Below are 19928 nucleotides of genomic sequence, written 5' to 3' on the forward strand. Positions count from 1 at the left end.
CTCCTCCGGTCCGCCATCGTTCACCGCTCCACCTCATCCCCTGTGCGCTGAACAGGAAAGCAGCGAGGGCGCACTCGGAGGGCGCAGAGAAGAAACCTGGAAGCAATGCGTCGCGGATGATCGACCCGTGATCGATCTCGATCGCGCACGGCTCCAGCCAGCACGTATGCATATGCCCGCTGCCGGTGCCATCGCGGCGGCGCTGCCGATCGGACACCGGTCGGACGTCGGCCGGACGCCGCTCGGACGCCGCTCGGACGCCGGTCGGACGTCGGCCGGACGCCGCTCGGACGCCGGTCGGACGTCGGCCGGACGCCGCTCGGACGCCGGTCGGGTGCGCCGCCTTCCGGCTGTAACATGGCCCTGATTGCGAGGGCCGTGACGGAGAGGTCACTGCCCTCGCTTTTGCGTTACGTCCACCCATAACAAATGCGGCGCGTGGCCTTTCGGCGGTTCGATACGATGAACCGCGTTCACAATCCGTGACGTCACGTTGTACCGCACATAGGAAATGGAGCATCCGAGGATGGCTCGACACCTGATCACCAGCGCGCTTCCCTACATCAACGGGATCAAGCACCTGGGCAACATGGTCGGGTCGATGCTTCCGGCGGATGTGTACTCCCGGTACCTCCGCCAGCGCGGCCACGACGTCCTGTACATCTGCGCCACCGACGAGCACGGCACCCCCGCCGAACTCGCCGCCAAGGAGGCCGGCATCTCGGTCGCCGAGTTCTGTGCGCAGGCCCACGACGCCCAGAAGGCGGTCTACGACGGCTTCGAGCTGTCCTTCGACTACTTCGGCCGCAGCTCCTCCGCGCAGAACCGCGAGATCACCCAGCACTTCGCGCGCCGGCTCCAGGAGAACGGCTTCATCGAGGAGCGTGCGATCCGGCAGGTGTACTCGCCGGTCGACGGCCGCTTCCTCCCGGACCGCTACGTCGAGGGCACCTGCCCGCACTGCGGCTACGACAAGGCCCGCGGCGACCAGTGCGAGAACTGCACCCGCGTCCTGGACCCCACGGACCTGATCGAGCCCCGCTCGGCCATCTCCGGCTCCACCGAGCTGGAGGTCCGCGAGACCAAGCACCTCTTCCTCCTGCAGTCCAAGCTCCAGCACGAGGTCGAGGCCTGGGTCGCCGAGCACGAGGAGGAGTGGCCGCAGCTCGCCTCCTCCATCGCCCGCAAGTGGCTGACCGAGGGCCTGCACGACCGTGCCATCACGCGTGACCTCGAGTGGGGTGTCCCGGTCCCGGCCGACACCTGGCCCGAGCTGGCCGCCGAGGGCAAGGTCTTCTACGTCTGGTTCGACGCCCCGATCGAGTACATCGGCGCCACCAAGGAGTGGTCGGACCTGGACCCGGCGAACCGCGACTACAAGTCGTGGTGGTACGAGGCCGAGGACGTCCGCTACACCCAGTTCATGGCCAAGGACAACGTCCCGTTCCACACGGTGATGTTCCCCGCCACCGAGCTGGCCACCCGCGAGCCGTGGAAGAAGGTCGACTACGTCAAGGCCTTCAACTGGCTGACGTACTACGGCGGCAAGTTCTCCACCTCGCAGAAGCGCGGCGTCTTCACCGACCAGGCGCTGGAGACCCTCCCGGCCGACTTCTGGCGCTACTTCCTCATCGCCAACGCGCCCGAGTCCGACGACTCGTCCTTCACGTGGGAGCACTTCACCACCACGGTCAACAAGGACCTCGGCGGCACACTCGGCAACTTCGTCAACCGCGTACTGACCTTCTCCCGCAAGAAGTTCGGTGACGAGGTCCCCGCCGGCAGCCCCGCGGGCGAGGCCGAGGCCAAGCTCGGCGAGCAGATCGCCGTCCTGCTGGCCGAGTACGAGGGCCACATGGACTCCCTCCAGTACCGCAAGGCCGCAGCCGCGCTGCGCGCCCTGTGGTCGGCCGGAAACGCGTACCTGGACGAGAAGGCCCCCTGGCTGGAGGTCAAGACCGACCTGGACGGCGCGGCGCTCACCCTGCGCACCGCGATGAACCTCATCCACCTCTACTCGGTGGTCTCCGAGCCGTTCATCCCGGCCTCGGCGCGTGCCATGCGCTCGTCGTTCGCGCTCGCCGACGACACGGCCACGTGGATCACCCCGGAGCAGGCCCGGTCCCTGGACGCCGTTGCCGCGGGCACCCCGTTCACCGTGCCGCCGGTCCTGTTCGCCCGGGTCACCGAGGAGGACCTGGAGTCCTACCGCGAGCGCTTCGGCGGATCCCCGGAGGCCTGAGCCTTCGCGTGACCGCTCCGCGAGGGGCGCGGCCTTCCGGGGCCGCGCCCCTTTCGCATACCCGCAGGGTGGGGGTGGTGCGGGCAGGGCGGGGACGGTAGGGAAAACCCCACCGCGAAGTGTCCACCTGGGCGTGCAGACCCGGTGCGGCCGCGCGGCTGGAATGGGGCCATGACCCTTTCCCGTACCGCCCGGTGGACCACCGGCTGGCTGCTCGCCGCCGCGTGGGCGCTGTCCTTCCCGCTGTTCTCCTCGCTGGAACCCCACCGGCTCTGGGGCTGGTGCGCCGCCGCCGGATACCTCGTGGCCGCCGGGGCCACCCTGTCCGGCCACCGCCGCGCCGGGCTCGCCGCCGCGCTGCTGGGCGCCCTGGCCCTACCGCTCCTGTGGCTGGTGCTGACCGGACAGGGGCAGTCGGAGGTGACGGTCATCGAACGGTCCGGGCGGCTGCTGCTGGAGTCCGGACGGCTCTACGTCGACCGGCCCGCGGCCGTCCAGGAGTACACGCCGTACCTGCCGGGCATGGCCCTGCTCGGCGTCCCGCGGGCCCTGCTCGGCAGCGGCGACGGCTGGGTGGTGCGGCTGCTGGGGGACGCCCGCATCTGGTGCGCGGCCGCCCTGTTCGGCTGCCTGTGGGCGGCCCGGCGGCTGCTCGGCGGCGCACCGGGCCGGCTGCTCGGTAGCGGACCCGGCCGGCTGCTGCCCGTGCTGGTGGCCTCGCCGGTGGTGGCCCTCCCGCTCGCGGTGAGCGGGGTGGACCTGCCGCTGGCCGGGCTCTGCTGCCTGGCACTGGCCGCCGCGGCGGCCGGGCGGCCCGCCCTGGCCGGGGCGGCCCTCGCCGGGGCGTGCGCCCTGAAGTGGACGGCGCTGCCCGCGGTGGCGGTGGCCGTCGCTCTGCTCGCGGCCTGCCGGGGCGGGCGGCCGGCGGTGCGCTGCGGGCTGGTGGCGGCCGGGGGCACGGCCCTGCTGGTGCTGCCCGGCGCGCTGCTCCAGCCGGCGGAGCTGTGGCATCAGGTGTTCGCCTTCCCCACCGGGCGGGCCCGGGTGCCGACCCCGGCGAGCAGCCCGCTGCCCGGACATCTGCTGGCCGAACTGGTCCCCTGGGGGTGGTACCTGACGGTGGGCCTGCTGCTGGCGGGAGGCCTCGCGGTGGCCCTCTCCCTGTTCGCCCGGCCGCCGCGCACGGTGGTGGCCGCCGCGGACCGGCTGGCCCTCGGCCTCACCCTGGCCTTCCTGCTGGCCCCGGCCGGGCGATTCGGCTACCTGGCACTGCCGCTCCTGCTGGTGGTCTGGGCCCGCTCGGTGAGGCCCCCGGGCGTCTCCCGCGTCGTGGCCGGCTCCGGTGTGCCCCGCCCGAGGGCGGCCGCCCGGCGCTGACCGGGACGCCGGGAGCGGTCACGCCGGCTCCGCGCCCCGCAGGTGGGCGAGGACCGCCAGGACCCGGCGGTTGCCCTCGGTGGCGTCGAGGTCGAGCTTCATGAAGATGCTGGAGGCGTGTTTGACGACGGCGGCCTCGCTGATGAACAGCCGTGCCGCCAAGGCCTGGTTGTTGAGGCCCGAGGCCATCAGCGTGAGCACCTCCCGCTCCCGCGGCGTCAGCCGGGCCAGCGGCCGCTCCTCGGTCTGCCGGCTGAGCAGGACCCGTACCACCTCCGGGTCGATGACCGTCCGGCCGTCGGCGACCTGCTGCAGGGCGTCGAGGAATTCGGCCACCTCGCCCACACGGTCCTTGAGGAGGTAGCCCAGCCCGGCCGTGGAGGCGCCGGTGAGCAGCTGGGCGGCGTAGGCCGTGGCCACGTACTGCGAGAGCACGAGCACGGGCAACGAGGCGTCCCGGGATCGGAGTTCGAGTGCCGCCCGCAGGCCTTCGTCGCGAAAGCCGGGCGGCATCCGCACATCGGTGACGACGACGTCCGGCCGCTGCGCCTCCACCGCCCGAACGAGCTCCTCGGAGCTGCCGACGGCAGCGAGGACCTGATGGCCGCCGCGGGTGAGCAGTTCCGTCAGCCCCGCACGCAGCAGCACCGAGTCCTCGGCGAGGATCAGCCGGAGCACGGCACCTCCACCCGGAGCCGGGTGGGTCCGCCCACCGGACTGGACACCACGAGCCTGCCCTTCAGCATCGCGACCCTGTCCGCGAGTCCTGCAAGACCCGCCCCCGCGCCGGGGTCGGCGCCGCCGCGGCCGTCGTCGGTGACGGTGAGGGTGAGCCGGTCACCCTCGACCCTGCCGACGACGGCGACGCGCGAGGCACCACTGTGCTTGGCCGCGTTGGCCAGCGCCTCGGTGACGGTGAAGTACGCCGTGACCTCCACCGACTCGTCCAGCCGGGGCACGTCGAGGTCCACGGTCACCGGTACGGGATGGCGCAGCGCCACCTCGGCCACGGCTGCCGCGAGCCCGTGGTCGGTCAGGACCTGCGGGTGGATCCCCCTGACGAGATCGCGCAGTTGCTCCAGGGCGACCTTGGCCTCGCCGCGGCCCCGGGACACCAGCGCGGTGGCCGCGGCCGCCTGCGGGATCCCGCGCAGTTCCATCTCGGCGAGGCCCAGGGTCATGCTGAGCGCGACCAGCTGCTGCTGCGCGCCGTCGTGCAGATCCCGTTCGATGCGCCGCCGTTCGGCCTCGAAGGCGTCGACGAGACGGACCCGGGAGCGGGTCAGCTCCAGGATCCGGTCGGATTCCACACGTGGTCCGAGCAGCACGCGGGCGGTCCTCACCTGGGCCCCGGCCAGCAGGGCGCCCGCGTACGCCGCCACCAGCAGCCCGGCCAGGCCGACGGCCGTGCCGCCGAGGGCCTCCAGTGGTCCGGAGACCGGCCTGCCGGGGATCAGCATCACGTGTTCCGGGGCAAGGGCCAGGACGATGCCCGGGGCCGCGACCAGGATCAGGGAGAAGGCGAGCAGCGTGAGCACCGCGAACCCGGCCGCCCCGAAGGCAGGTCCGAGCAGGGCGGCGTACGCGAACTCCCGCCAGGTGGCCCGTTCCCGGAGCCGGGTACGCAGCCAGGCCGCGGGCCCGGCACCGGCCAGGGAAGTGTGCGGATCCGGTACGGGCACGGGCTCCACCCACCGCAGCCGCCACCGCTCCAGCGCCCCCAGCGGCACGCCTGCGACGACGGCGCCGACCAGGAGCAGCAGGCCGATCCCGACGACCGCCAGTGCCACCCCGAAGCCGACGAGCAGTACGAGGACGACGCATACGGGATAGCCGACGAGGAGCCCGCTGCCCAGGTACGCCCAGCACCGCCAGGGCCACCACGAGCCGATGAACCGCAGCGGCCGGCGTATCGCCGCGAGGACGGCCACCGGCGGTGCGGCGGGCGGATCGGCGAGGGGCAGGTCGTCGGACATGTCCGCCCAGCCTAGGCGAGGCGTCCGTTCGTGACCCCGGTGGGGTCGGTGACAGGTCCTCACATGGCTGCGCCCAGAGCCAGGAAGCCGCAGATCAGCACGAGCAGGACGGCCAGCAGGGGCCAGACGAAGCGCAGGTACTTGTCGTAGCCGACCTTGGCCAGGGCGACGCCGCCGATGGTCACGGCCGAGGTGGGCACCCACAGGTTCATCCAGCCGCTGGCCGACTGCCAGGCCGTGACCGCCAGCGCCCGGGAGACGCCCGCGAAGTCGGCGAGCGGGGCCAGGATGGGCATGACGAGGGTGGCGTGGCCCGAGGTGGAGGGGATCAGGAAGGCCAGTGGGAGGTTGACCAGGAAGACGATCACTGCGAAGAGCGAGGACGAGGTCCCCTTCACCACGTCCTCGATCGAATGCAGGACGGTGTCGGTGATCCTGGAGTTGTTCATGATGACCGTGACCCCGCGCGCCAGCATGATGACCAGCGCCGGCGCCATGAAATCGGCGGCGCCCCGGATGATCGTGGAGCTGATCTCCGCCTCTCCCATCCGTGCCACCAGACCCACGAGCACCGCCGCGCACAGGAACAGCGCGGAGAGTTCCGGGAAGGACCAGCCCAGCTCCCAGGAGTACGGAACCGCCTCCGCCTCGCCGGTGAGCGCGCCCGCCCAGGGGACCACCGAGAAGATCATGAAGCCGAAGACCAGGGCGAGCAGGACCAGCACCGTCCGGTGCAGGCGCGTCAGTTCCGGTGCGACCTCGTCGGATCCCGTCGCCCGGTGTTCCCGGTCGCCCGGGAGGAAGCCGCACAGGGACTTGGCCGGGTCCTTCTCGACGCGCTTCGCGTACCGGACGACGTAGAGGATGGTGACGGTCGTCAGGACCACCCACATCACGAAGCGCAGGGCGATGCCGTCGCCCAGCGAGATGTCGGCGGCCGCCGAGGCCACACCGGTCGCGAAGGGGTTCACGGTGGAGCACAGGACGCCGATCCCCGCGCCGAGGATGGCCGCTCCGACGGCGACCATCCGGTCGTAGCCGAGGGCCAGCATCATCGGCACCAGCAGGCCGTAGAAGCCGAGGGTCTCCTCCGCGAAGCCCTCGACGGTGCCGAGGACGGAGAACACCAGCATCACGGCGGCGATCAGCAGGGCGCCGCGCCGGCGCAGCCGGTGGGCGAGGCGGGCGATACCGCGGTCGAGGGCGCCGGTGGCGAAGACGACGGTGATGAAGGCGCCGATGGCGAGGACGAAGAGGAAGACGCCCGCGCTGCCGTACAGGTCGCCGCTGAAGGCGGGGCCGACCTCGCCGGTCTTCTCGTCCCGGATGCCGTAGAGCCCGTTGACGGGGGCGAGGAAGAGGTCGTTCAGGCGGTCGGTGAAGCTGCGGCCGTCCTCGACCTGGCGGTAGGTGCCGGAGACGGGGGCCCCGCGCTCGTCGCGCTCGTACTGGCCGGCCGGGACGAGGAAGGCCAGCAGCCAGACGGCCACCGTGACGATGGCCAGGACGGTCAGCGCGCTCGGAAAGGCGAACCCCTTGCCGACGGGCTCCTGCGGGGCCGCGGGCGGGGGCGGGGCCGGAGCGGCGGGAGGCGGCGGAGCGGTGCTCAACGCGTGCCCCGGCTGTCCGGTTCCATCCGCCACCATCCCTGTGAGGGTCCGCCCCTCCGATCATGGAGCGCGGGAGGGGCGGGCGCCGCCGTGGAATGCGCCCTACGGGTGAACCGGGCGCGCAGACGCGCGCCGTGGCGAGCGGTGACGTCGTTCAGCCGTCGGTGCGTACGAAGGTCCGCACCGCGGTGTCGAAGTGGCCGCGGGCCTCTTCGCTCCGGCGCACCGGCGAGGACACCCACACGTCGTACAGCCGGCCGCCCTCCTCCCAGCACAGGTCGCGGGTGTGGCGGGGGCCCTCGGCCGTGGAGAAGCCGTCCCAGGTGAACAGCCACAGGGCGGCCGGCCGGCCGCCCTGGGAGGTGGGCACGACCTCGGCGTCACGGTAACCGGGGTTGTTCGACGGGCCGTCGGCGTGGGCGCGCCGGTGGACGGCGACCGGCCCACCGGACTCGGGCTCCGCGACCTTGATGCCGATGCGGAAGGTCTCACCGGGCGACATGTAGAAGATCCGGGACCCCTCCACCTTGCGCGTGAAGCCGAGGGGGACGGCGAGCGAGAATCCCTCCGGGTCCTTGACGAGGCGGTAACCGGCGGGGGCGGCGCCCTTGCCGTCGGCCGAGGAGGAGGGGGAGGAGGCCGTACCGGCGGCCGGAGCGGGTGCGGGCGTGGACGCGGGGCCGGCCGCGTCGGCGGGGGTGGTCGGGCCGGCGGCCGCTCCGCTCGTGGACGTCTGCCCGCCGTGCTTGTCGTCGTTCATGAGCAGTGCGGCGGACACGCCCGCCCCGGCGAACGCGGCCACCAGGACGGCGGCGAACAGCGCCGCCCACGGCCGCCGCTTCCCGGGTGCGGGCACGGGCGGGGACGCGGGCGCCGATACGGGGGTCGGCGCGGACAGGGACGCCGGTGCGGGCCCGGGCCCGGGCCCGGTCGCGCCGCGCCGCGTCGGGGTGTGCTCGGCGGGGGTGTGCTGCGTCGGCGCGTCCGGGGCCGCCGCCTGAGCGGCGGCCCGCAGCAGCTGCTCCGCCCGCTCGGCGCCGAGCCGCTCGGCGGGATCGCGCTCCAGCAGTCCCCGCACCACCGGCAGAAGCGGGCCGCACGCCTCGGGCGGCCGGATCTCGTCGAAGACCACCGCGTGCAGGATCCCGCCGAGCGAGTCCCGCCGGAACGGCGAGGTGCCGCTGAGGGCCGCGCACAGCAGGGCACCCAGGGACCACAGATCGGCCTCGGGGCCCGACTTCGTCTGCCCCGACATCCTTTCGGGCGCGGTGTATTCGGGGGATCCGACGAAGGACCCGGTGGTGGTCAGCGTCGTCGCGCCCGACACCTGCGCGATGCCGAAGTCGGTCAGCACGGGCCGCCCGCCCGGCGCCTCCAGCAGGACGTTCGCCGGCTTGATGTCCCGGTGCAGCACCCCGGCCGCGTGCGCCGTGCGCAGGGCGCCGATCAGTGCGATCCCGATCCGGGCCGCCTCGGCGAGGTCCACCGGGCCGGTGCGGGAGAGCCGGTCGGCGAGGGAGCCGCCCTCGACCAGTTCCATGACGATGTACGGGAGTTCGCCGTCCTCCACGATGTCGTGCACCACGATGATGTGGGGGTGCTTGAGCTGCGCGGCCGCCCGTGCCTCGCGGAGCGTGCGCTCACGCTGCTGCCGGGCCTCGTCCGCGGACAGCGCGGGGTCGAGCGCGACCTCCTTGACGGCGACGCTGCGGCCGAGCAGCTGGTCCGTGGCGCGCCACACGATGCCCATGCCACCGCGGCCGAGCCGGGCGTCCAGGCGGTAACGCCCTGCGATCAGACGGGCGTCCGTCCCCTCGGTCCCCATGGCGACATCATGCCGCATCCGCGAGGGGCACCCGTTCGCGGCGTGTCGAACCCGCTCCTTGATCGTTTCTTCAGCGGTAGCCCTTACATCTGCTGCGGAATTCGGGAGGCGCGCGGTGACCGCTTGGCAGTACTTCGCCGGGGCGGGCCTGGTGGCGGCGCTCTGTCCGCTGCACGGCCACGTGGCGGTCGCGGGTGACGGCAACGGCCGCGGAGCCCGTGTCGAGCTGTGCGTGCCGGCCGGGCGGCCGGGCAGGCCGGTCTTCCGGCCGCCGGCCGGGCAGCCCTCGGTACGGGCGGCCGTGCCCGGCGCCGACCGGCCGACCGTGCGTCACCCGGGGCGGCCCGCGGCATCGGCCACGCCGCCCGCACGGCCCGCGCCGCCCGCGGAGCCGGAGCGGCCGCAGCAGCGGGCGGCGGTGGGGCCTTCCGCGGAGGCAGGGGCCGGGGAGCCGGAGCCGCCGGGGCCCGCGCCGGGTCCCGGGGGCGACAGCGTCCCGGCGTCGGCCGAAGCGCCCGCCCCGCCCGTGGCCGGGGCCGCCGTCGCACGGGTGAGCGCCTTCCACGTGCGTCCGTACCGCTCGGTGGCCCTGGAGCGGCGCGGCCCGGGCGGGATGTCCACCGTGATGCTCATGGTCGTCGTCACCACCCCGGCCGTACTCGCCGCCGCCGCCCTGCGCCCACGCTCCAAGAGCCGCGGCTGACCGCCGCCGCCCCCTCGTACCCCATCCACCGATCCACACCGGGAGAATCCACGTGTCCGAATGGCTGGTCCTGGCCGTCGCCATGGCGCTCGTCTGCGCCGTCGTCCTCGCCATCACCGCGATCCGGCACCGCCGGGCCGCCGACGACGAGGACACCAGCGAAACCCCCGATGTCATCGAGTACATGACGATGATGGTGGGTGTGGTCTACGCGATCGTCCTGGGTCTGGCCATCGCGGGCGTCTGGGAGGCGCGCGGCGCCGCCGAGGACAGCGTGCGCCGCGAGGCCCAGGCCCTGTACGAGGTCACCCAGCGCGCCGACGTCTACCCCGCGGCGGTCCGCGACCGGATCCGGGGCGAGGTGGACGCGTACGTCTCGCACACCGTCGCCGTGGACTGGCCGCTGCTGACCTCCGGCGACGGCGCCTCGGCCGAGGGCGGCGCCCTGCTCGGCAAGCTGCGCAGCGACGTCACGCACCAGAGCCCGGCCACCGAGCTGCAGGCGCAGGCCTATCAGCCGCTGCTGGACCACATCGCCGCCGCCGACGACGCGCGTCACTCGCGGATGCAGAGCTCCGAGTCCACGCTGCCGGGCGTGGTGTGGTTCGGTCTGCTGGTCGGCGGGGTGGTCACGGTCGGGCTGATCTTCACCCTGCAGATCCGGCGCTCCGGGCGGGAGTTGCTGCTCGCCGGACTGTTCAGCGCGTTGATCGTGTTCCTGCTCTTCATGGTGTGGAGCTTCGACGCGCCGTACGGGCGGGACGGGATCGACTCGGCCGCACCGTTCCAGGACCTGTTCCCGGCGTCCGCAACGGTGGCGGCCGGCCTCCGCTGAACCAAGCCCGGCCCGCACGCCGGGCCGCACGCCTTTCGCCGGTACACGCCGGCCGGTACACGCCGGCCGGTACGGGCTCGCCGCTACACCGTGACCTGTCGCCGGAGCGCCTGCACCACCGGTGAATGCCGCAGCGCGTGGGAGATCCGCAGGAGGTCGCGCGGACCGTCGGCTGTGTCGAGGAGGGTCTCCTCGTCCTCCCCGATGATCTTTCCGTCGGGGTCTGCGGACCGGGCCCGCACGGCGGCCGCGACCATGGCGGCGTCGGCGACCGCGCGGGCCGCGTCCTCGTCGGCGCCACCGGCGACGGCGCTCTCGTAGGCGTCGTCGCGCAGGCCCTTGTCGAAGTACGGGCCGAGGTGCAGGAAGCCGTCGTGGATGTCCGACTCGCGCTGGATCACCCGCAGCTCCGCCGCGGACCACCAGGCCATCTGCACGGAGGGCGTGCCGCTGGGCGCGGAGATCTGCACCTCCTGCCAGAGCGGGCCGAGCTGGCGGTACGTCGCCCAGGTCTGCCAGTGGTCCGACAGGCGCTGGCAGACGAGCGGGACCACGAAGCCCATCGCGCTGATCAGCGCCCCGAGGGCGGCGAGCGGCGGAGCGACGAAGGTGCTGAGGTCGTCGAGGTTGTGGTCGAACCAGCGGGCGACGACCGCGGAGATCTTGGTGGCGTCGTAGGCGAGGTTGAAGATGTATCCGGAGACGATGATCATGAGGCCGACCCGGAGCCAGCCGCGCACCTGCAGCGACCAGCGCCAGCACAGGACCACCATCACCACCGCGGCCACGTGGTGCGCCAGCAGGTAGAGGGCGATCATCTGGCCGATGTAGGGCGTGTTCGCGTAGTAGGTGTCGAAGTCGCGCAGCCGCTCCACCGGGGTCTCGCCGAGGATGAAGAGCACGACCAGGGCCACGATCACCACGCTGTAGCCCAGGATCCAGCGGCGCGATACGCGCCGGGTCTGCTCGGGCGGTCCGCCCCGCCAGTTGACCATCAGCACGAGGCAGGAGGCGCTGAACGCGGTGATCAGGCAGTACACCAGGGGGGCCGAGACGTTCACGATCCCGGTCCAGCGGTTGACCGCCGCGATGGTGGGCGGGGCGGCGAAGGCGAACACCGCTCCGGCCAGGGTCAGCAGGGCGACGACGGACCGCAGGAGCGGGTCGCGCCAGTTGTGCCGCAGGGCGGGCAGTTTGAAGGCGAGTGAGATCGCCATCGCGGCCGCCGGTATGTAGTAGTCCTCGCCGTTCAACGGTCTTTCCTGTGCCCCCGGTAGCCCAGCGAGGCCTCGATCCGGCCTGCCAATTGATCGCGCTGGACCGGAGCCCGGTGGCTCGCCGATCCGGCGAGCCAGTTCCGACAACGACTGCCCAGCAGTAAGCCGAAGGTTTCGGCCTCGGTCTCCTCCTGGACGTCGGCGCGCGTGCGCGCGGCGACGCGGCGGACCGTCTCGCCGATGTCGGCCTCGTCCGTCAGCAACCGCGCAGCGACGGCGGCGCCGTCGACGTGGTGACTGCAGTGGCCGGCCTTCATGTGCCACAGCTCGTGGCCCAGGATCACCAACTGGTGGTCCGGCGCGGTGCGTTCCTCGATGACCACGAGATCGCGGTCCGCCATGTCGAGCCACAGGCCGCTGGCCGTCCGCGGAGGGAACGAGGCCATTCTGAAGTCCACCCGGCGGCCGCGGTGTCTGCTCATGCCCTCGCAGAGGGCAGCGTAGAGGTCCACGGGTTCCACGGGGGCGGTCAGCCGGATGCCGGCCACCAGCTCCCCGCACAACCGCCGCTGCTCTCTGCCTATGCTCACCGTTCTCCCCGTCGGCGCGGATCCGGATCAGGACTCAAAGGATCAGACCCAGACTTTCGACTGGGTCAGGATTCGTTCGGTTTGACGCTTTCGAGGAGCATGTCCAGCCATTCGGTCACCTTGTCCCGGTGCTTGTCGCTGGGCAGTTGGGCGGCGCGCCACGCGATGCCCCGTACACCGTGGTTCTGGAGGAGTCTTGCCAGTGGATCGCCCGCCGATGCGCCCGAGGACGGTACGGTTTCCCGCGCCCGCCCCGCGAAGTCCTGGAGCAGCTGTTGCTCGGTCCGCTGGAGGGCGTCCGTGAGGGCGTCCGAGTCGTGCGCCGTGAGGAACCCGGCGTGCACTCCGAAGAACCGCTGGATCGCGTCGCAGTGTTCCATGGTGGGACGCCGGTCGCCGTTGATCAGTGCCCCGGCCTGCTGCCGCGACATGCCGGCGCCGTCCGCGATCTCCTGCTGCGTGTAGCGGCGACCGTTCGGCTTGACACGTGTCCGCCGGAGCAGGTCGAGACGCTGGAGGAACCGGGTCTGCAGATCGGGTTCGCCGGCCGGCCTGCCGTCGAGCAGGGTCCTGACCACGTCCGTGGGTACGCCGGAGGCCTCGGAGAGCCGCCGCAGGTCGAAGACCTGGTTCAGATCACGGCCCATCTTGCCCGCGAGTTCGGCGACACGCGTGATGGTGGCTGCCAGGGGTGCGTTGGCTACCGCGACGGGAGCCGGGAAGCCGTCTGTCACCAGTGGTTCTCCTAGATCGCGCGAAGTCGGTATGGGCACATGGTCGGCTTCTGGAATCTAGCCGCTCTCGCCCGGAAGGGCTAGAACGTGCCACAGCTGTGGCGGGAATGAGCTGTCAAGAGGCTGGAATTGCCACAATAGTTGACACTCGAATGAAGTCGGTAGCAGGATCGCCACACGGAAATGAAGATCCATACCGGAGGAGGGGGAGCTCTCAGTGCCACATCTCGCAGCGGTGGGCCCGTCCGATGGACTCGCCCGAGCCGGTGAAGAGCGTCTGGCGGGCGAGGAATCCACCCGCGGCGCCGTGCGGTCGGAGCGACGCAAGGAGATTTTGCGCCAGCGCCGCGAGGAGCTGGGACTGAGCCAGGAAGACCTCGCCGCCCGCCTGCGCATCAGTGTGCGCGCGTACGGGAACTGGGAAAGAGGTCTTGTCAAGGAGTGGACGGACCGCAAACTCCTCGCCCTGGCCGAGGCCTTGGAGATGAGCGAGCGGCAGTGCTTCTGGCTGTTCCGCGTCATGGTCGACCGTGACCCGCCGCCCACGTGGCGCGCCGCCGAGGAGAACCGGCTGCCCGAGGATCCGGCGCAGCGCGACTACCTGTGCGACTACGCGGCCCTCATGGAGTCCGTGCCCTACCCGAGCTTCCTGGTGGACCACCGCTGGGACGTGGCCCTGACCAACTCGGCCTTCGACCAGCTCTTCCAGTCCGTACGGCCGCACCCGACGGCCCTGCCGGACGACAACTTCCTGCGCTTCGTGCTGTTCCACCCGGACGCCGCGGCCGTGCTGGAGGACCACGAACCGGCCTGGTGCGTACCGCTGCTGGCCCAGTTCGCGACCGCGCTGGCCGGGGCCCCCGAGGACGAGGGACTGCGCAGCATCCGCCAGGAGGTGGCCCGTGACCCGTTCATGGAGGCCGCCTACCGGTACGGGGTGCCCCACTGGCTGAGCACGCACGGGACCGATGCCGCCGAACTGGACGGAGCGGTGCGCACGGTGCGCCACCCCGACCCGCGGTGGGGGCTGGTGCGCTGCCGGATGGTGGCCGAGACCAGTCGGATGCTGGGTGAGATGGGACTGACCCGGATCACGCTGGTCCTCTCGACGCCGGCGGGTGCGCCGAGGGGTCCCGTGCAGGGCGGCGGGGGCTTCGCGCACCAGCAGGGCGCCAGGCTGCGCGCCGTGCCGTCGCCGGTGGAGTGACCGACCGGGGCAGACTGGTGCCGGCGGACGTGTGCCGTGGCTCGCGTGCCCCCGATCGTGGCCGATCGTGTCACCGATCGTGGCGGCGTTCGTGGCACCGATCGTGCGCCTGCCACCACGGCGGTGGCACCGGCAACGGGATCTGCACTGGCGAAAGGCGGTAGGGCGTGCGGCTGACGATCCTCGGCGGAGGCGGATTCCGGGTACCTCTCGTCTACGGAGCCCTGCTCGGCGACCGTGCCGAGGGCCGGGTGTCCCATGTGACGCTGTACGACGAGGACCCGGCGCGGCTCACTGCCATGGCCCGGGTGCTCCGGGACCAGGCCGCCGCTGCCGACGACCCGGCAACGGGCGGCGCCCCGGCCGTCACCGCCACCGGGGACCTCGAAGAAGCCCTGCGCGGGGCCGATTTCGTCTTTTCCGCCATCCGCGTCGGTGGCCTGGAAGGGCGCGCCGCGGACGAGCGGATCGCCCTGGCGGAAGGAGTCCTCGGCCAGGAGACGGTGGGCGCGGGCGGGGTCGCGTACGGCCTGCGGACCGTGCCGGTGGCCCGTGAGCTCGCCCGCAGGATCGCCCGCAGCGCCCCCGGGGCGTGGGTCATCAACTTCACCAACCCGGCCGGGCTGGTCACCGAGGCGATGGCCGAGGAACTCGGCGGACGGGTGATCGGCATCTGCGATTCCCCCGTGGGCCTGGGCCGGCGCATCGCCCGGCTGCTGGGCGCCCGCCCGCAGGAGGCCTGGATCGACTACGTCGGCCTCAACCACCTGGGCTGGGTCCGCGGGCTGCGCATCGGCGGCCGGGACGAGCTGCCCCGGCTGCTGGCCGATTCCGAGGCGCTGGAGTCCTTCGAGGAGGGCCGGCTCTTCGGGGCCGACTGGTTGCGCTCGCTCGGCGCGATCCCCAACGAGTACCTGCACTACTACTACTTCAACCGTGACACCGTACGGGCATACCAGGAGGCCGAGCAGACCCGCGGTGCCTTCCTGCGCGACCAGCAGCGCGGCTTCTACGCCGAGGCGGGCCGGGCCGGTGCGCCGGCCGGGGCGGCGCTGGCCGCCTGGGACCGTACCCGGGCCGAGCGCGAGGCCACGTACATGGCCGAGAACCGCGAGGCGGCGGGCGTCGGCGAGCGCGACGAGAGCGACCTGGAATCCGGCGGCTACGAGAAGGTCGCGCTCGCACTGATGCGGGCCATCGCCCGGGACGAGCGGGCCACGCTGATCCTCAACGTCCGCAACGGCTCCACGCTGTCCGTCCTCGACGCCGAGGCCGTCATCGAGGTGCCCTGTCTGGTCGACGCGAACGGCGCCCACCCGGTCGGCGTCGAGCAGCTCCCGCTGCACGCCGTGGGTCTGGTGACGTCGGTCAAGGCGGTCGAACGGGAGGTCCTGGCGGCGGCCGCGAGCGGTTCGCGGGCCGACGCGGTCAAGGCCTTCGCCCTCCATCCGCTGGTCGACTCGGTGGGCGTGGCCCGGCGGCTGCTCGACGGGTATGCGGCGGAGCACCCGGGGCTGGCCTACCTGCGCTGATCCCGCAGGGCCGTTCCCCCGGACGGCGCAGCGCCGCATGCGCCGCGGCGGGCGCGCTGTGACAGTGCGAGGGTGACCACCGCCCCCGCCGAAGCCGCCGCGCCCCCCGTGATCGACCGGCGGCGGCGCAACGTCATCTTCGGCACGATCATGCTCGGCGTGCTGCTGGCTGCGCTCGACCAGACGATTGTCGGGACCGCGCTGCCCACGATCGTGGGGGACCTGGGCGGCGGCGACCACATGTCGTGGGTGGTGACCTCCTACCTGCTCGCCGAGACCGTGGCGACGGTCCTGGTCGGCAAGTTCGGCGACCTCTTCGGCCGGAAACTGATCTTCCAGATCTCCGCCATCGTCTTCATCAGCGGCTCCTTCCTGTGCGGCCTGTCCAGCAACATGACCTTCCTGATCGTGTGGCGCGGCGTCCAGGGCATCGGAGCCGGCGGCCTGATGGTCACCGCCATGGCGCTGATCGCCGATGTGGTGCCCCTGCGCGAACGCGGCAAGTACCAGGGCATGATCGGCGCCGTCTTCGGGGTCGCCACCGTCATCGGACCGCTGCTCGGCGGGTTCTTCACCGACCAGCTGACCTGGCGCTGGTGCTTCTACGTCAACGTCCCGATCGCGATCCTCGTCGTCGTCGCGGCCGCGAAGACGATCCCGGCGGTCCGGGCCTCGGGCAAGCCGGTCATCGACTACCTGGGCATCGCGCTGGTCGCCGTCGGCTCCAGCGCGCTGATCCTGGCCACCAGCTGGGGCGGGAACCAGTACGCCTGGACCTCGCCGGTAATCATCGCCCTCTTCGCGGGCGGCGCCGTGGCGCTGGCGTTGTTCTGCCTGGCCGAGACACGCGCCGCGGAACCGATGCTGCCGATGCGGCTCTTCCGCAATCCGGTCTTCTCCGTGTGCTCGGTCCTGAGCTTCGTCGTCGGATTCGCGATGCTCGGCGCGATGACCTTCCTGCCGACCTACCTCCAGTACGTCGACGGGGACTCGGCCACGATCTCGGGCGTGCGGACCCTGCCCATGGTCATCGGCCTGCTGATCGCCTCCGTGTTCAGCGGCAACGTGGTGAGCAGGACCGGCCGGTACCGGATCTTCCCGATCGTCGGAAACGCGGTCATGGGCGTCGGCCTGTACCTGCTGTCGCTGATGGGCCACGGGACCAGCACCCTGCTGGAATCGCTGTACATGTTCGTGCTCGGCACGGGCATCGGCCTGTCCATGCAGGTGCTGACCATCGCCGTGCAGAACACCGTCGACTACGCCGACCTCGGCACGGCCACCTCCGGGGTCACCTTTTTCCGTACGCTCGGCAGCGCCTTCGGGACGGCGGTCTTCGGGACGATCTACGCGAACCACCTCGGGCCCGGGCTGGAGGCGGCGTACGCGGAGGCGGCGCGGCTCGCCGGGGAGGATCCGGAGCAGCTGGCCAGGGCCGCGTCCACCCCGGAAGGGGTGCACCGGCTCGATCCGGAAGTTGCGGCCCCGGTGATCGACGCGTACGCGCAGGCCCTGCAGACCGTGTTCCTGTACACCGTGCCGGTCGCCGTGTTCGGCTTCGTCGTCGCGCTCTTCCTCAAGCAGGTCAAGCTGCGCGACAGCGCCCGGGCCGGGTCCACGGACATGGGCGACGGCTTCGGCTCACCGGCCACGGCCTCGGGGGATTCGGCCAAGCTGCTGGAGCTGGCCGTCGGCAAACTCGTGCGGAACATGGGTGCGGACACGGCGCGGGGGATCGTCGAGGCCTCCGACACCCGGCTGGACATCGCGGGAGCCTGGGCGGTGATGCAGGTGGACGTGATGACGCGGACCATCGGCCATGCCAGCCTCCCACTGATCGCAGGCCGCCGGTCCCTGCCGCCGGAGGTGCTGATCCCCGTCTACGAGCGGATGGCGGACGAGGGCTTCCTCAGCCGCGAGGGCAGCTTCTTCACCCTCACCGCGGCCGGGCAGCGGGAGGCCGACGTCATCTCGAAGGCGTGGGGCGAGTGGCTCAAGGACCAGTTGGAGAAGGACCGGGGACGGCCGCGGAGCGAGGAGCTGCGGGTCGCGGCGGACGCGATCGCCAAGCGGTTGCTCGCGGAGGACCTGGGGGACGGCAACTTCGCGCCAAAAGTGGTGGTGCGGCGGTAGACCCGGGCCCGGAACGGAACGCGGCGGGGTCCTTGCTCGTCCTTCCCCACGAGGCAGTAGGACAGCCGGACCGGCAGACGCCGGACGGCGGACGGACGACGGGGGCCGCTCGTGAGGATCACACTGGCCGAGGAGATCATGCTGCTGTCCCTGGACGACGAGTCCGGGGCGGCGCGCCAGCGGCAGTCAGCGGGCTGGGCGGTGGCGGGAGCGATCCTGCTCGAACTCGTCATGGCGGAGCGGGTGTCGGTTTCGGGCAAGTACCTGGAGCTCAGGAACACCGGGCCGACCGGGGAACAACTGCTGGACGGCCGGATCCGGCTGATGGAGGCCTGGCTGCGGGGCCGCAGCAAGCGCCGGGTGACTGACTGGCTGACGAAGGACCAGACGAAGGCCGTCGGAGCCGCCCTGGAGCGCCTGGGCGAGCGCGGGCTGGTCGTGGCGGAGGTGCACAAGGTGTTCGGCGTGTTCCCGCAACGCCGCTACCCGGAGGCCGACGGAACGGTCGAGCGCGCCCTGCGCGAGCGGCTCCAGGGCGTCGTCCTGGACGGCGCCGAGCCGGACGAGCGCACGGCCGGCCTGATCGCCCTGATCCACTCGGCCAAGCTGCACCGGCTCGCCTTCCCCGACCGCAAGCCCGCCGAGGTGAGCGTGAGGACGGCGGAGATAGCCGCCGGGCAGTGGGCGGCCGAGAGCGTCCGGACCGCCATCCGCGACATGCAGGCCGCGATGGTGGCGGTGACCGCGGTGACGGTCCTGACGGCCACCTCGTAGGGCACCGAGGTGCCGGGGTACTGAGGTACTCGGGCGCCGGGGCGCTCAGGCGCCCGGAGCCGGGCTCGAGACCGGGTAGTGGTACGAGTGGACGTGCTGCGGCGGTGCCAGGTCCGGGCGCCACGCGTGCAGCACGGCCGCCGACGGGACGTACAGGGCCGTCGGGATCTCGGAGGGAAGGAACCACTCCCAGCGGGCGATCTTGTGCGGCTCGGTGACGGTGGGCACGCCCTCCGCCGCGGTCGTGACGGCAGCCGCCGTCAGCCGGGTCAGGCCGGCCTGACCCTCGATCTGCACGGACAGGATGCGGATCGACGCGGGGTCCGCCCGCAGATCGGTCTCCTCGGCGAGCTCCCGGGCGGCGGCCAGCTCGAACCCCTCTCCGGGGTCGACCTTGCCGCCGGGCAGCTCCCAGCGGCCGTCGTGCGCCTGGCCGAGGAGCACCCGGCCGTCCGGGGCCACGACGACGACGCCGACGCCGACCACGGCATGGGGCTGCGGAGCCGCCCGTTCGGGGCGCTCGGCGGAGCTGGTCATGGGCGTCCTTCCGAGGGAGTGGTGGGCCGGGCCCTGACATGGATCCGCTCGCCCTGGGGGCCGAAGAGGCTGAGAAACTCCGCCGGCTGCGAACCCGCGTTGAAGAAGGCGTGCGGGGTGCGCGTGTCGAACTCGGCGGCCTCGCCGGGGCCGAGCACGAGATCGTGCTCGCCGAGCAGCAGCCGGATGCGTCCGGAGAGCACGTACAGCCACTCGTAGCCCTCGTGGACCTGCAGTTCCGGTTCCGGCGTCGGACCGTCGAGCGGCGGGAGGATCTGCTTGAAGGCGTGCACACCGCCGAAGTTCCGGGTCAGCGGCACGTAGGTGCTGCCGTGCCGGACGAAGGGGCGCGGGCGGATCCGGGGATCCCCGGTCTCCGGGGCGCCGACCAGCTCGTCGAGCGCCACCCGGTGCGCCCTGGCCAGCGGAAGCAGCAGCTCCAGAGTCGGCCTGCGCTGCCCGGACTCCAGCCGGGAGAGGGTCGAGAGCGAGATGCCGGTGGTCTCGCTGAGCTGGGCCAGCGTGGTGCCGCGTTGCTGCCGCATCGCGCGCAGCCGCGGGCCCACGGCGGTGAGCACCCCGGCGAGTTCCTCGTCCTGCTCCTCTGTGGCCATGACTCCATTTGCCGGTTCGGCA

The 19928-nt window shown here is 72.3% G+C and carries 17 protein-coding genes; 8 read left to right on the top strand and 9 right to left on the bottom strand.

The genetic code is table 11. The features are described 5' to 3' along the window. Positions 1–526: 526 nt before the first annotated feature. Both metG and OG753_RS33260 read left to right on the top strand, forming a co-directional pair. Positions 527–2242 carry a methionine--tRNA ligase gene (gene metG / locus OG753_RS33255; RefSeq protein ID WP_401276395.1) on the top strand — a complete coding sequence of 572 codons (1716 nt, stop codon included), beginning with the start codon at positions 527–529 and terminating at the stop codon, positions 2240–2242. 171 nt (positions 2243–2413) lie between these two features. Then, a complete protein-coding gene (locus OG753_RS33260) occupies positions 2414–3619 on the top strand; it encodes a glycosyltransferase 87 family protein (RefSeq protein WP_405791203.1) in 1206 nt (401 codons plus the stop codon). Between the two features lie 18 nt (positions 3620–3637). Here OG753_RS33260 and OG753_RS33265 read toward each other — a convergent pair whose 3' ends face one another. From OG753_RS33265 to OG753_RS33280, 4 genes are all read right to left on the bottom strand, one after another. Next, positions 3638–4297, bottom strand: a complete 660-nt coding sequence (locus OG753_RS33265; RefSeq protein ID WP_405791204.1) for a response regulator — start codon at positions 4295–4297, stop codon at positions 3638–3640. Next, a complete protein-coding gene (locus OG753_RS33270; RefSeq protein ID WP_405791205.1) occupies positions 4285–5595 on the bottom strand; it encodes a sensor histidine kinase in 1311 nt (436 codons plus the stop codon). The genes OG753_RS33265 and OG753_RS33270 overlap by 13 nt, the downstream gene beginning before the upstream one ends. Positions 5596–5654: 59 nt before the next feature. Further along, positions 5655–7241, bottom strand: a complete 1587-nt coding sequence (locus tag OG753_RS33275) for a YfcC family protein (protein WP_405791206.1) — start codon at positions 7239–7241, stop codon at positions 5655–5657. Positions 7242–7359: 118 nt separating this feature from the next. Then, positions 7360–9030, bottom strand: a complete 1671-nt coding sequence (locus tag OG753_RS33280; RefSeq protein ID WP_405791207.1) for a serine/threonine-protein kinase — start codon at positions 9028–9030, stop codon at positions 7360–7362. A 115-nt stretch (positions 9031–9145) separates the two neighbouring features. Between OG753_RS33280 and OG753_RS33285 the strand changes: the two genes are divergently transcribed. After that, positions 9146–9733 (top strand): hypothetical protein, encoded by a 588-nt coding sequence (locus OG753_RS33285; RefSeq protein ID WP_327265309.1) that lies wholly within the window; start codon positions 9146–9148, stop codon positions 9731–9733. A gap of 52 nt (positions 9734–9785) precedes the next feature. Further along, entirely contained in the window at positions 9786–10568 is a 783-nt protein-coding gene (locus OG753_RS33290; RefSeq protein ID WP_327265310.1) for a hypothetical protein, read from the top strand. Positions 10569–10651: 83 nt separating this feature from the next. On the opposite strand, the gene OG753_RS33295 is transcribed toward OG753_RS33290, so the two are convergent. From OG753_RS33295 to OG753_RS33305, 3 genes are all read right to left on the bottom strand, one after another. After that, positions 10652–11821, bottom strand: a complete 1170-nt coding sequence (locus OG753_RS33295) for an MAB_1171c family putative transporter (RefSeq protein ID WP_327265311.1) — start codon at positions 11819–11821, stop codon at positions 10652–10654. Next, positions 11818–12375 carry a toxin-antitoxin system, toxin component gene (locus OG753_RS33300; RefSeq protein ID WP_327265312.1) on the bottom strand — a complete coding sequence of 186 codons (558 nt, stop codon included), beginning with the start codon at positions 12373–12375 and terminating at the stop codon, positions 11818–11820. Before OG753_RS33300 ends, OG753_RS33295 begins: the two co-directional genes overlap by 4 nt. Positions 12376–12440: 65 nt before the next feature. Next, on the bottom strand, positions 12441–13109 hold the full coding sequence (locus OG753_RS33305; RefSeq protein ID WP_327265313.1) for a helix-turn-helix transcriptional regulator: 669 nt from the start codon (positions 13107–13109) through the stop codon (positions 12441–12443). Positions 13110–13443: 334 nt separating this feature from the next. Between OG753_RS33305 and OG753_RS33310 the strand changes: the two genes are divergently transcribed. The 4 genes from OG753_RS33310 to OG753_RS33325 all read left to right on the top strand — a co-directional run bounded on the left by OG753_RS33310 (position 13444) and on the right by OG753_RS33325 (position 18755). Beyond that, complete coding sequence (locus tag OG753_RS33310) at positions 13444–14316, top strand: helix-turn-helix domain-containing protein (protein ID WP_327265314.1); 873 nt, start codon at positions 13444–13446, stop codon at positions 14314–14316. Between the two features lie 167 nt (positions 14317–14483). After that, on the top strand, positions 14484–15848 hold the full coding sequence (locus tag OG753_RS33315; protein ID WP_327265315.1) for a 6-phospho-beta-glucosidase: 1365 nt from the start codon (positions 14484–14486) through the stop codon (positions 15846–15848). Positions 15849–15920: 72 nt separating this feature from the next. Continuing rightward, positions 15921–17981: an MDR family MFS transporter gene (locus OG753_RS33320; protein WP_405791208.1), complete on the top strand. Its 2061-nt coding sequence runs from the start codon at positions 15921–15923 to the stop codon at positions 17979–17981. 111 nt (positions 17982–18092) lie between these two features. Next, the gene (locus OG753_RS33325; protein WP_405791209.1) at positions 18093–18755 is read left to right on the top strand and encodes a GPP34 family phosphoprotein; all 663 of its coding nucleotides are present in this window, start codon (positions 18093–18095) and stop codon (positions 18753–18755) included. 45 nt (positions 18756–18800) lie between these two features. Here OG753_RS33325 and OG753_RS33330 read toward each other — a convergent pair whose 3' ends face one another. After that, positions 18801–19292: an NUDIX domain-containing protein gene (locus OG753_RS33330; protein ID WP_405791210.1), complete on the bottom strand. Its 492-nt coding sequence runs from the start codon at positions 19290–19292 to the stop codon at positions 18801–18803. Continuing rightward, on the bottom strand, positions 19289–19906 hold the full coding sequence (locus OG753_RS33335) for an XRE family transcriptional regulator (protein WP_327265318.1): 618 nt from the start codon (positions 19904–19906) through the stop codon (positions 19289–19291). Before OG753_RS33335 ends, OG753_RS33330 begins: the two co-directional genes overlap by 4 nt. Positions 19907–19928: the final 22 nt, after the last annotated feature.

The sequence above is a fragment of the Streptomyces sp. NBC_00029 genome, assembly GCF_045160505.1.
In the GTDB taxonomy this organism is placed as follows: Bacteria; Actinomycetota; Actinomycetes; order Streptomycetales; family Streptomycetaceae; genus Streptomyces.

Coding starts and splice junctions, on each gene's coding strand:
- metG (WP_401276395.1), top strand. CDS start 527: ATGGCTCGACACCTGATCACCAGCGCGCTTCCCTACATCAACGGGATC.
- OG753_RS33260 (WP_405791203.1), top strand. CDS start 2,414: ATGACCCTTTCCCGTACCGCCCGGTGGACCACCGGCTGGCTGCTCGCC.
- OG753_RS33270 (WP_405791205.1), bottom strand. CDS start 5,595: ATGTCCGACGACCTGCCCCTCGCCGATCCGCCCGCCGCACCGCCGGTG.
- OG753_RS33275 (WP_405791206.1), bottom strand. CDS start 7,241: ATGGTGGCGGATGGAACCGGACAGCCGGGGCACGCGTTGAGCACCGCT.
- OG753_RS33280 (WP_405791207.1), bottom strand. CDS start 9,030: ATGGGGACCGAGGGGACGGACGCCCGTCTGATCGCAGGGCGTTACCGC.
- OG753_RS33330 (WP_405791210.1), bottom strand. CDS start 19,292: ATGACCAGCTCCGCCGAGCGCCCCGAACGGGCGGCTCCGCAGCCCCAT.
- OG753_RS33335 (WP_327265318.1), bottom strand. CDS start 19,906: ATGGCCACAGAGGAGCAGGACGAGGAACTCGCCGGGGTGCTCACCGCC.